This window comes from Colwellia sp. TT2012, assembly GCF_001440345.1.
Lineage (GTDB): Bacteria > Pseudomonadota > Gammaproteobacteria > Enterobacterales > Alteromonadaceae > Colwellia.
On record NZ_LJYX01000021.1, the window covers coordinates 1 to 11,607 of the forward strand.

Sequence of the window (11,607 nt, forward strand, 5' to 3'; positions counted from 1 at the left end):
ATTGGTTGGGCAATGTCCCAATCACCTGATACGGCATTAACAGCCAAAGCATTATCAATGGCATTTGAATCGCGTGGCAGACCTAAAGGCGTGATGTTTCACTCTGATCAAGGCTGTCACTATACCAATAAAAAGTACCGCCAATTATTATGGCGATACCAAATAAAGCAAAGCATGAGTCGTCGTGGTAATTATTGGAATAATGCGCCAATGGAACGATTTTTTAGAAGTTTTAAATCGGAATGGATGCCAACAGTAGGTTATAAATTTTTTAATGAAGCGAAATCTGCTGTGGTTAATTACATTACTGGATATTACAGCAAAGTCAGGCCTCACAGTTATAATGGTGAATTAACACCGAATGAGTCTGAGCGAAGATATTGGAAAACGTACAAACGCGTGGCCAATATTACTTGACCACTTCAGCCCAGGATATCCGTTGGCTTATGCAGTTATAGGGTGATTTATTTCCTAAAAATCCATTTATAATGACCTACAGGCTATCATTAGATATATAGCTAACCCTAGACGTAACGTACTGTATTGTTCGTGTGATTAAATTTTGTTGGTTAATAATAACAAAATTTAATTTTTGATATTATACATTAGGATTGCTGGATATTGTACTAGAGTGGATATCATGCTTAAACGAAATAAAAACATTTATTACTTTAGTAATAAAAAACTTTTCATTGACCTTATTGTATTAGTTCTCTTTATCCTATTCACCGCAACTGCCCTTATTTATTTGGATGCAGCAGAGAGAATTTATTCTTTTACACGACAACATGAGGAATTAGAACTAGATGAACTAATTCTTCTTCTCGCGATAAGTTCTATCTATATGTTTTTATTTATACTCAAAAGGTTTATGGACTTAAAAGAGTTAATTTTAAAAGCTTGCACCGATCCCTTACTTGGCTTAATTAATAGAGCAAGTGGATTAGAATATATAATAAACGAAATTAAAATATTAAAATCGTCTACCTCTAAGTCATCATTGATTATGTATGACATTGATCATTTTAAAAAGGTAAATGATACTTATGGCCATGATGTTGGCGATTATATTCTTAAAGCCGTCACTAATATCGTTATAAGAGAAAGTAGAAGCAGTGATATTTCTGTTCGATGGGGAGGAGAAGAGTTTATTGTCATTTGTCCCAATACTAATTTAAAAAATGCAGTGCTTTTAGCGGAAAGATTTAGAGCGAGTATTGAAAATTATGTCTTTGAAAATCATATCAAGGTAACGGCAAGCTTTGGTGTTATCGAATTAAATAAGCATGAACAAAGTCAAGAACAACTCATTAAAGTTGATGAATATGTATACCAAAGTAAAGCAAATGGCAGAAATCAAGTAACCCATTAAGCAGAACTACATTTTAGTTCTGATTCTGTTTACTAGTACCCGTTCCCCTATAAGCCCTTTAAACAATCACGTCCCCAACAGCTATGAAAAGCGGGCGAATGCTTTGACCGTGTCACGAGCCAGGTAAAGGTTGATCCGCTTAACTTCTGAGAAGTTTATTCAACAGTGTGCATTTTATCTTAGCAATAGCCAGCCCTTGTTTATATCTTTTAGGTCCTTACTATTAAAGCATTAAACATTTAAAGCACGATCATACTTTATTGACATAAATGTTTTCAATTTTGTTAAAGGCTCAGGTTTGTGTAAGCCATAACCTTGACCAAAATCGACCTTCATATCATATAATAAATGTGCTATTTCTGGCGTTTCAACATATTCAGCAATCGTTTGTAAATTGAGTGACGCAGCCATATTGACAATGGCTTGTACTAGCGCAGCATCTGAGGGATTACGCCCTAAAACCTTAATTAAGCTGCCGTCAATTTTCAAATAATCTACCTGAAGATCGCGTAAATAAGCAAACGATGAAAAACCGCTGCCAAAATCATCTAATGAAAATCTACAACCGATAGCTTTTAACGTACGGATATATTCTTGTGCCGTCTCTATGCTTGTCATGGCTGCAGATTCAGTAATTTCGAAAATGAGTTGATGCCCTTTACCTGATTCAGTAATCAACTTCACCAGTTTAGGTAGGTAAGCTTTATCAGCCAAGGTATGAGCAGACATATTGACAGAATAATGAACATTTTCATCTAGGTTGGTGGCAAGTAATGTTTCTATGACCCAGCGATCTATTTTTGGCATTAAACCAAATCGTTCTGCGGCAGGTAAAAATAAACCAGGGGGAATAATTTGTCCATTTTCGTCGATTCCACGGATTAATATCTCTATATGTCCAATGGCTTCTTTTGACTGCAACGGCACAATACTTTGGCCATATAAGCAAAATTTCTGATTTATAATCATCTGTGGGATTTTAGCGGCCCAACGCTCTTCTCGTCTTATTTCCATTAAGACAGGATCTGACTCTTCATACACTAACACTTTGGCATTGCCGGGTATTTTTGCTATTCGGCATGCAGCATCCGCTCGCGAAATTAATTCGGTAAAGAGAAAATTGAGCTTACCTACCGCTAGCCCCACCGATGCTCCCAAAGGCATTCTTTGCCCCATCCATTCAAAAGGATGGTACTCAACCAGTGCCACGAGTTGCTCAGAAATATTCTGAGCGTGTTCAACACTGCTATTGCTAAACCAAATAACAAATTCATCACCGCCAACGCGAGCTAATGTGCAATTACACTGGTAGCAAAGCAAAGCCATTTTCTTCGTTAAATCAATTAATAATTCATCACCGACTGTGTGCCCACACAAGTCATTGACCAATTTAAACCGGTCAAAATCGAGATAGGCCAATACCCCAGAAGCAACTTGCTCTGTCATAGCAACCGCAAGGCCACGACGATTCAATATGCCCGTTAACGTATCATGCAGTGCTTGATGCTCTAACGTGCGGCTAATATGCATATTTTTACGAATAATCCAGATACTCAAAACAATGCTCATAATGAGACTTGCAGTGCCAAAAATCCCTAAAGTCAAAAATAATGACCATTTCTTTAGTTCAAGTGATTCAATAGCATGAACTTCTTGCTCTTCTGCTGCCTCGACAATTACATCAATGCTAGCTTCCATAGTATAGATATGTTGCTTATATTCGGCCATAGCCTGAAGCGCTTGATACTGGGTCATGCCAGTATTGGTTGACATTGTTTTAACAACACGAGAAATACCGGCACTGTATTCATGAAAGGCGGTGGCAAGTGCCGCAATGGATTCACCTTCATGTACTTCGCTTTGTTGAAGTTCAAGTTCCATTATAATAAATTGCTGCTTGGTTTCCGACTGGGCTTTTTGCCAGCGACTCAGTACGCGTTTCTCCTCTTCTGGTGATTGGTTATAGAGAAGAATATCTTTTTCCAGTTTACGTAAATTAATCAACATACCCTTCAGGGTTAACGCTTCAACCTGAGTATCAGAAAAGACTACCAAAGACTTGCTTAAATCGTCGGTGAGTTGTTCCATTTTCCATGCACCAAAGAGTCCTTGTAGTAAAATGATAATGGCAATGCTTAATAAACCTGTAGCGGTACTTCGACCTAAACGTTTTGACTCAATATAGAGCATAAAAATGAACCCTTTTATTATAAATATGAAAAAACCAAGGGAAATAGCGAGATAAACAAATTAATTTATTTTTTTCTCAACTATAACAATCATATACAATATATTTACCGTGTAAAGAGAATAAAAATTCTTTGGGCTTATATCTAAACTAGCGTTACTTCATACGTCCCTCTGTTACATCGCAACGAAGGAGTGACAAACAGGTATTTGCCAGCCATTGCCTACTGTTTTTTATCTGTTAAACTGCAAATTTCAGGTTAAAATTCGTATGATAGTTTAATTCTCAAGGCCGAATCGAAAAAATCATCAGACAAGTATTGATGATAAGCAAACCCAAACTCAAGGTTTTCTTTTATCTCAGACACAAAACCAATACTCGCTTGATTAGCATATTCGACTAAATAGTGGTTTTCTGTAGCGACCTCTTCTTTATGACGCTCGAATTCGAATAATAGCGTAAAATCATCAGTCACTTGATAAGCATAGGCAGCATTAATAAAAGTAACATCTTCTTCATTGATATTTTCAAAGCCGAAGTTAAGGTGTAAAAAATGATATTCAACAAGCTCATAACTAGCTAACAATACCACTTCATATCCATATTCATCGTCTTCTGACACTAAAGAAGCACCGAAAGAAAAATGAGGAATAAAACCTTTTTGTTTAGTTAACGTGTATAAAAGTCCTAATTCATATTCTATTTCATACTCAATTTCAATTCCGCCTATCCTATTTTCATCTATTTCGGGTTGGCGGTTACCTGCGAACTCAATTTGTAAATATTCGGTGATGCCATACTCAATAGAGGCCGACTGGGATAATTTATTTGAACGATTTATTTCAAACTGTTCTGAGCTTAACATAGCAGTTACTTGCCACTCTCCCTCCTCTTGTAAATAAGCAGGTTCACTTATAAAGGTAAACTCCTGTTTTTCATTAGAAAAAACATGAGTAGAAAATAATAATGAACAGATTGATCCAAATAGTTTGTAGCGAAAAATACCTATGGGAACTTCCTATATAGTCAAATAAACATATTTATCATAATATATAGCTTAAGTGTCACGCTGACAACTTTAATTACCCTAAGAACCTGTATCACTCTCGTGATAGCCATAATTTTGAAAACGATAGTTCTCGGGGTCAGATCCAAATAAAATCAAGGGGTCAGAAAATCAAGGGGTCAGAACAGTTGATTACTTGCGAAAGGAATAAAACAGAATGCCTCAGCTAAAATATTGGGGCTTTTTATTACTTATAATTTAACAACTACCCACTGATTTAATCCTAATGAAGAGAATTTGTAGTTCGATTCCCATAGTCTGACAATCTATTACCTTTTCAGAAGAAGTGAAAGCTTAGCGATTTTTTTACCATTTACTTAGGCAGAATATGATCTCACACCTGCTAAAAATATTAATTGCATAACATAATACTTTTATTAAAAGAAAGTATAGAGCTCACATAACAAAAGTAGCACTCATCACTGGCCCGAGCTCAGGTATAAGTAAAGTACCCCTGCTGTTACTGACTCAAGGTGGCTATATTGTTTATGCAGGAACTCGGAATCCATAAAAATTCTAAATCAAGATCAATAACTTGCCAGTGGTAGCACTTAATATTCCCGATAACTGCATCGCGAGATTAATATAATGAAAACTCCCCCTATAAATAAGTCACTGGGTATTTCCCCCAAGTCATGGAGTGAAGAGCATGCAGGAAGAATTCCCGGTAACATTCCTATTTGGGTAGGCATACTGTCAGAGCTCACTGAATTTGGTATTTTTTTGCTGCCTACTTTGTCGCGAAATTTTATTATGCAGATATATTTTCCCAAGGTCGGTGTTTTTCAAGGTAGTTGTCGCCTAAATTGTTAAGCAGCTTCTTTGTATTGCTCTGGATTTAACTCCACAGCGCCTATTGGCTGCCAGTTTCTTTCACTTTTTGACCATCGTTCAGGATGCTCATTTGATATTATCACCGATAAGGCATCTTCTATAGAAAATAATGCGTAGTCCATTTTCCTCAATACTTATGATTTTATCTTCCTAAAAACAAGTGAACACACTTTAAAAAAGTCACATTTTGTACAAAAACATTGTTATTTAACTTGTCTAGCTACTTGAATAACCTATAAAAAAAGCGATAATACCCGCTATAAAAATTAATTCTTTGGCCTATTTTAGTGCGGAGACAAAATGCTACTAGCCAGACTATATAAAAAAATCAGCCCCTTTCAACGGGTTATCATTGCCTTAATACTCGGTATATCAACGGGTGTTTTTGTTGGAGAGCCCGCTGGACACTTGGAAGTCATCGGTGATGTTTATATTCGCTTATTGCAAATGACTGTTTTACCTTATGTACTGGTTTCGATCATTGGCGGTCTTGGTCGCTTAGACAGCACTATGGCTAGCCGAATTGGTTTACGCGCGGTGAAAGTAATAATCATCCTGTGGCTGTCTGTTATGGCTACCTTATTATTACTGCCCTTAGCTTATCCGAACTGGCAAACCGCAGGGTTTTTCAGTACCAGTATGATAGCTGAGCCCGAAGATTTTAATTTTGTTAAACTTTATATTCCTAGCAATATTTTCGCTTCGTTATCAGAAACTATTGTACCTGCCGTCGTATTATTTTCATTATTAATGGGCGTCGCACTTATTCAAGTTAAAAATAAGGAAACACTACTAACCTTAACCACCAATATTGGTGACAGCTTAATGAAAGTAGCTTCTTATATCGCTAAGTTAGCGCCCTTAGGAATTTTTGCTATTTCAGCCTCTGCCGCGGGTACGCTTGAGGTTGAAGAACTTGGCCGCTTGCAAGTGTTTTTATGGGTATATATTACCGCTGCGGCCTTACTGGCTTTCGTCTTGTTACCACTGATAATTCATTGGGCAACGCCATTTTCCTACCGTGAAATATTATCAACGGCAGGTGAAGCCGTGATAACAGCATTAGCGACCGGTACGGTATTAGTCGTCTTGCCTATGATAATTGAGCGCAGTAAAGAGCTGTTGGCTAAACATGGTATGGATTGCGAAGAAACATACTCAACTGTTGATGTACTAGTACCTACCGCCTACAGTTTCCCCAGTACCGGGACATTATTGGGCCTAGGTTTTATCTTATTTTCAGCTTGGTATGTCGGTTCACCCTTAGGTTTTGATGACTATATTTCTTTTGTTATTATGGGCGCCTTAACCGCTTTTGGTAGCATGGCGGTCGCTATTCCCTTTTTACTCGACTTTTTTGACTTACCCGCCGATCAATTCCAACTGTATTTATTAGGCAGTGTAGTGACTGCTCGTTTTGCTACAGGCCTAGCGGCACTGCATGGCTTTGTCGTTACCCTATTGGTCGCTTCCGCAGTATTGAAAAAACTTAAATGGCATAGAATGATGCAAGCCATAGGTGTGCATTTAGCGGTAACCTTAGGCGTGATGATTGCTGCTGGCTTTATTTTGAAATCATTGATCCCCTATCAATATGAAGGTATACAAACGTTTGAAGCAATGAAATCGATGAATAGCAGTGCTAAAATAGAACAATATAAAGAACTTACGCCTTTGGGATATTTTGAGCAACAGCAGCCGCGCCTTGAAATAATTATGGCTCGTAAAAGTATTCGTGTTGGTTATTACCATGCCAGCTTACCTTATGCTTTTAGAAATAAAGATAACCATATGGTCGGCTTTGATGTCGAACTACTCAATCAATTTGCTAAAGATCTTGAGGTCAATCTGGCCTTAATTCTTATTAAAGATAAAGCTGATGAAGCCAAGCTATTGGCCGATGGTAGTGTTGATATCACTATTGGTGGTCATGCAATAACACCAAAACGTGCCTTAACAGTGACCTTTACCGATTCTTATACTTTCCATACGGCTGGCTTATTAGTGAGTGACGCTAGGCGTGATGAGTTTGCCGATCTTTACAATATTCAAGCAATGAAGAATCTAAACCTAGGTGTCGGCAGCAGTAAGTATTACCAAGATATTGTCAAAGAATATATCCCCAACGCCCAGTTAACTGAGGTTAATAACGTTAGACAATTTCTAAAAGGCAGATATAAAGAGGTTGATGCCTTAATTTACTCGACCGAGGCAGGATCTGCTTGGGCAATGTTATACCCTAATTTTTCCGCCGTTATACCAAAAGGCTTACGCCTTAGAGCCCCGGTTGCCTTTGTACTGCCGAAAGGTCAGTTAGATTATTTACAGTATATGAATACCTGGCTGAAACTGAAAAAAGAAAATGGTTTTCAGCAGCAAGTTTATGATTATTGGATTTTAGGTAAAAATCCTAAAGCTAAAAAGCCGCGCTGGTCAGTGATGAAAGATGTATTGGGTTGGACTTGATAGGTTTTAGTTCGATATAGCACAAAACAAAAAAGCAGCTGAATCTCTTCAGCTGCTTTTTTAATTAAGGGCTCAAATACGACTTATACCCTTTTCATTAAGTTTGTGATCTTGTTGTGCTCAGGAAAAAAAATCAAAGCAAGGCGCTCGATTGACCAATAGCTTGCTATTGGGATTGAGAGCAACGCCGCATTGGAATGTTTTAACCAGCACAAGTGAGCAATAATTTAATGAAATTGGTATTAAACCAAACATTAGCTTTTATGATAGTTGTTGATATACCACTGAGTATGTTGAGCAACCGTATCATTATAAACACGCTGTAATGAAGGTAAAATCAGCTCATCCGCTTGGCCGGTTAATTCATCCATAAAAACTTTTTTCGCTTCAGTCGCCAGCACTAAGACATTATCATAGCGACTATGACAAAAGCCAGCCAAGTGCCCCTTACCATAAAAAATATCATTTTCAGCTGCTGTCACCTCAATACCGTCAACTTTCATACCTTGCAGAGCGCTAAGCCAACTATCAATAATGGGTCGCCATTGCTCGCCCTTAACCGAACTTGTGCCGACGTTGATTACCGGTAAGTCTTTTCGCTCATGGCGTTTATAGTTATAAGAGTGATTATCATAAACAACACATTGACCAAAATCTGCCACTAAGGCCTCTACTACTGCGGCAACAATACGGTAAAATTGGGCATGTTTAGCTTTGCTCTTAGCTATCATCTCTTCACTGAGTGGTTTGTTCCAAATTTCTTTGCCCCAAGCCGTTTCATAGACACATTCATCGGTAGTACGATTTAAGTCATATTCATAACGTGAATCGTGAGCGATTAAGGTGATAGCTTGCTTAGCAATAAAGCTCGCAGTATAGGGATCTTCTTCGTAATATCGTTCTGCTTTGTCCAACAAACAGTTATCTTCTAATTCTGCGCGTAAATTGCCACCATCATGAATAGCTGCAGACAAAACAGGTAGGTATTGCTCAATTTTCAGGGTAAATGCGCCGCCTGCAATCGTCGCTATAAAACATTGTCGTTGAGTGATTTTATTAATGATTTCTTGTTCGGTTAATTGTGCGGATAATTGCTCAGTCACAATCGAACTCCCTAAGCTAGGTGGAAAATACGGTTATAGCACAGGTGAACAGTACTTCAAAGACAGATAACAATAAGTAATTAATACTTATTATCAGCTAGTTAATTTTATTTCTTCATGCTTCTACTTTGCCAAAATCATCTGAAAAAATCGAGTAACGAATAATATCACCGTTCAATTAGTGAAAAACTAACGGCCAGCCGTCGCTCACCTCTTAGTTTAAAGTCGCGGCTAACCTTTTTAACGGTAAAGCACTTGAGTAAAATAATAAAGTGCCGCAGCCGCTTTCAGTAACATAGAGAAGCTTATATTCATCATATTTATTCATAGTAACTGTTAGAGTTATTATCATGAAAACCAATAACTAAGGTATAAAAGCAACACCACAAGAGCAAGTGTTTATTTTACCTAATAACTCCTAGTGGTAATGGCTAAAATTCCCTTGAGCTAAGCGTAACTTTTACTAATTTATCAGCAAGAACACTAGTCAAGCAGCCATTGAGGCTGATAGAATCTAACGCATTATATTTTTTGAACATAAAAGAAGACATTGAGATGGGCAGAGCTTACCAAAACCGTAAATTATCTATGGCCAAAACCGCTGGGGCCAAAACTAAAGTTTACTCTAAGTACGGTAAAGCAATTTACGTTTGTGCTAAAAATGGTGGTATTGATCCCGATGGTAACCTTGCTTTACGCGCCTTAATTGACCGCGCTAAGAAAGATCAAGTTCCAACTCATGTTATTGATAATGCCATTAAAAAGGCTTCTGGTGCTGGTGGTGAAGATTTCGTTGAAGCACGTTATGAAGGCTTTGGCCCAGGCAACTGCATGGTTATTATTGACTGCTTAACCGATAACGGTAACCGTACCATTAAAGATATTCGTCAATGTTTTAGTAAAAGCAATGCAAAAATTGGTTCCTCTGGTACTGTTTCTCATATGTTTGATCATCAAGCTGTGTTTGCCTTTAAAGGTGAAGATGATGAAATTGTCTTAGAAAACCTAATGATGGCCGATATTGATATTACTGATGTTGAATTAGACGATGGCATTATTACCGTTTACGCACCGCATACTGAATTTTTCAAAATCAAAACTGAATTTGCTAACTCTATGCCACAATTTGAGTTAGAAGTTGAAGAAATCACTTGGGTACCGCAAAACTATATTGATGTTGAAGGTGAAGAAGACCTAGCAAATTTTGAAAAATTCATGGCTCTGTTAGATGACTGTGATGATGTTCAGCATGTTTATCATAATGCTGAACTTAAAGATTAATATCTCAGCATAGCGCTTAGTTAACTAAGCGATAAAAATTTATAAAAAAGCCAGTAGCTTAAGTACTGGCTTTTTTATGACTAAAACTCAAGGATAGTCATTATTGATGGTATAGCGGTAATACTTTACCACTTAAACTACCGCGCCATTTCTTCTCATTTTCAATAAACAAAATTTCACCATAACTGCCACGTTTGATACTGGAATCTATGGCTATGACTCGACCTTGGTAACGAGTTTCTATTTGTTTTTGTGAAGTGTGACCAACAATTAAATGTTTAACCTCAAAGTGCTTTAACAACAACTCAATTTCAACACTAGTCGCACCCTTATCTCTTTTTTTAAAACCTTCTGGGGAATCATCCGCAAAGTAACCACGATACCAAACAATCCCATTAGTTTTATGCAAAAATTTAGCGAAACCCTCACGTGGTTGCTCTAATTCAGCTTCAACTAAACTGTCCTTAAAAGCGGTATTAATTTCAACCAAAGTGCGCTGCTCTGTGGCTAAACTGGGATGAAAACCACCATGGGCAAACAGCATATTATTCACTTTTACCAAGACAGGTTTACTGCGTAGCCAATTACCGATAATGCTATTGGGGCTAAATAACTGCTCAAAGGGTTTATTTAGCCTGTTCGCGGTTTCAATATACTTAGGGTGTAAATAACGTAAATCACCATTTAAGATCATCACTTCGTGGTTACCTAAGGTCAAATGAATATCACCACCGGCTTTTTTCGCCTGCTGCTCTAAATCGTAGAGAAACCATAAAATTTCAGTGACTTTATCGCCACGGTCAAAAATATCACCGGTGATGACAAAGTGTCCCTTGCCAAAAGCCCAGTTTTTGTTTTCATCAATGATGTTGTTATTGGTTAATAACTCAATCATCAAGTCATACTGACCGTGAAAATCACTTAAAGCGGCAACAGGATAATCGCCTGAGAATTCTAAGATTTCATTTTCATGACTAGTAAAGCCATGAACTGATGCTGGCATATTACAAGCTGAGATCGTGGTCGGAAAATCAATCACTTTAATGGTTTGTGTTAATACTTCGCCTTGGCAAAGCCAGTAAGACTCTAGCTGTTGTTGCTCATTAACAAAAATATAAGGGCCATCGTTTACTGGTGCTAATACCGGCACTAACTGTGGTAAAAATTCGTCAGCTTTTGCTTTTTCATCGGATACATTCGTTGAAAGAGACAAAGTAAAAGCTGAGGCACTGCTTGCTAGCAATATAATTGAGATCAGCGCGACTGACCGCACGATGATGAAAAAGTAAGAAAACAT

The 11,607-nt window shown here is 37.6% G+C and carries 10 protein-coding genes; 5 read left to right on the top strand and 5 right to left on the bottom strand.

Translation table 11 applies throughout. From position 1 onward, the window contains the following. Together ASU03_RS14105 and ASU03_RS14110 are read left to right on the top strand one after the other, a co-directional pair. Positions 1–417 (top strand): DDE-type integrase/transposase/recombinase (locus ASU03_RS14105; RefSeq protein WP_157465917.1); only part of this gene is annotated, 417 nt, incomplete at its 5' end. A gap of 223 nt (positions 418–640) precedes the next feature. Beyond that, a complete protein-coding gene (locus ASU03_RS14110) occupies positions 641–1,372 on the top strand; it encodes a GGDEF domain-containing protein (RefSeq protein WP_057832441.1) in 732 nt (243 codons plus the stop codon). A 231-nt stretch (positions 1,373–1,603) separates the two neighbouring features. Here ASU03_RS14110 and ASU03_RS14115 read toward each other — a convergent pair whose 3' ends face one another. Together ASU03_RS14115 and ASU03_RS14120 are read right to left on the bottom strand one after the other, a co-directional pair. Beyond that, entirely contained in the window at positions 1,604–3,562 is a 1,959-nt protein-coding gene (locus ASU03_RS14115) for a putative bifunctional diguanylate cyclase/phosphodiesterase (protein WP_057832442.1), read from the bottom strand. A 257-nt stretch (positions 3,563–3,819) separates the two neighbouring features. Continuing rightward, positions 3,820–4,425, bottom strand: a complete 606-nt coding sequence (locus ASU03_RS14120; protein ID WP_057832443.1) for a hypothetical protein — start codon at positions 4,423–4,425, stop codon at positions 3,820–3,822. Positions 4,426–5,214: 789 nt separating this feature from the next. Between ASU03_RS14120 and ASU03_RS14125 the strand changes: the two genes are divergently transcribed. Beyond that, complete coding sequence (locus tag ASU03_RS14125; protein WP_057832444.1) at positions 5,215–5,439, top strand: hypothetical protein; 225 nt, start codon at positions 5,215–5,217, stop codon at positions 5,437–5,439. On the opposite strand, the gene ASU03_RS20810 is transcribed toward ASU03_RS14125, so the two are convergent. Beyond that, positions 5,436–5,582 (bottom strand): hypothetical protein, encoded by a 147-nt coding sequence (locus tag ASU03_RS20810; protein ID WP_157465918.1) that lies wholly within the window; start codon positions 5,580–5,582, stop codon positions 5,436–5,438. The two genes, ASU03_RS14125 and ASU03_RS20810, sit on opposite strands and share 4 nt — an antisense overlap. A 178-nt stretch (positions 5,583–5,760) precedes the next feature. Between ASU03_RS20810 and ASU03_RS14130 the strand changes: the two genes are divergently transcribed. Then, positions 5,761–7,926 carry a cation:dicarboxylate symporter family transporter gene (locus ASU03_RS14130; protein WP_057832445.1) on the top strand — a complete coding sequence of 722 codons (2,166 nt, stop codon included), beginning with the start codon at positions 5,761–5,763 and terminating at the stop codon, positions 7,924–7,926. 254 nt (positions 7,927–8,180) lie between these two features. Here ASU03_RS14130 and ASU03_RS14135 read toward each other — a convergent pair whose 3' ends face one another. After that, positions 8,181–9,029, bottom strand: a complete 849-nt coding sequence (locus tag ASU03_RS14135) for an N-formylglutamate amidohydrolase (protein ID WP_057832446.1) — start codon at positions 9,027–9,029, stop codon at positions 8,181–8,183. Between the two features lie 555 nt (positions 9,030–9,584). Here ASU03_RS14135 and ASU03_RS14140 point away from each other — a divergent pair. Further along, positions 9,585–10,310, top strand: coding sequence for a YebC/PmpR family DNA-binding transcriptional regulator (locus tag ASU03_RS14140; protein WP_057832447.1), 726 nt, complete (start codon positions 9,585–9,587; stop codon positions 10,308–10,310). 100 nt (positions 10,311–10,410) lie between these two features. Here the strand turns inward: ASU03_RS14140 and ASU03_RS14145 are convergent, their stop codons facing one another. Further along, positions 10,411–11,607, bottom strand: a complete 1,197-nt coding sequence (locus ASU03_RS14145) for a metallophosphoesterase (RefSeq protein ID WP_057832448.1) — start codon at positions 11,605–11,607, stop codon at positions 10,411–10,413.

What these genes read in the sequence shown, in the direction of transcription:
- ASU03_RS14110 (WP_057832441.1), top strand. Translation starts at nt 641, where the DNA reads ATGCTTAAACGAAATAAAAACATTTATTACTTTAGTAATAAAAAACTT.
- ASU03_RS14115 (WP_057832442.1), bottom strand. Translation starts at nt 3,562, where the DNA reads ATGCTCTATATTGAGTCAAAACGTTTAGGTCGAAGTACCGCTACAGGT.
- ASU03_RS14120 (WP_057832443.1), bottom strand. Translation starts at nt 4,425, where the DNA reads ATGTTAAGCTCAGAACAGTTTGAAATAAATCGTTCAAATAAATTATCC.
- ASU03_RS14125 (WP_057832444.1), top strand. Translation starts at nt 5,215, where the DNA reads ATGAAAACTCCCCCTATAAATAAGTCACTGGGTATTTCCCCCAAGTCA.
- ASU03_RS20810 (WP_157465918.1), bottom strand. Translation starts at nt 5,582, where the DNA reads ATGGACTACGCATTATTTTCTATAGAAGATGCCTTATCGGTGATAATA.
- ASU03_RS14130 (WP_057832445.1), top strand. Translation starts at nt 5,761, where the DNA reads ATGCTACTAGCCAGACTATATAAAAAAATCAGCCCCTTTCAACGGGTT.
- ASU03_RS14140 (WP_057832447.1), top strand. Translation starts at nt 9,585, where the DNA reads ATGGGCAGAGCTTACCAAAACCGTAAATTATCTATGGCCAAAACCGCT.
- ASU03_RS14145 (WP_057832448.1), bottom strand. Translation starts at nt 11,607, where the DNA reads ATGTTTTCTTACTTTTTCATCATCGTGCGGTCAGTCGCGCTGATCTCA.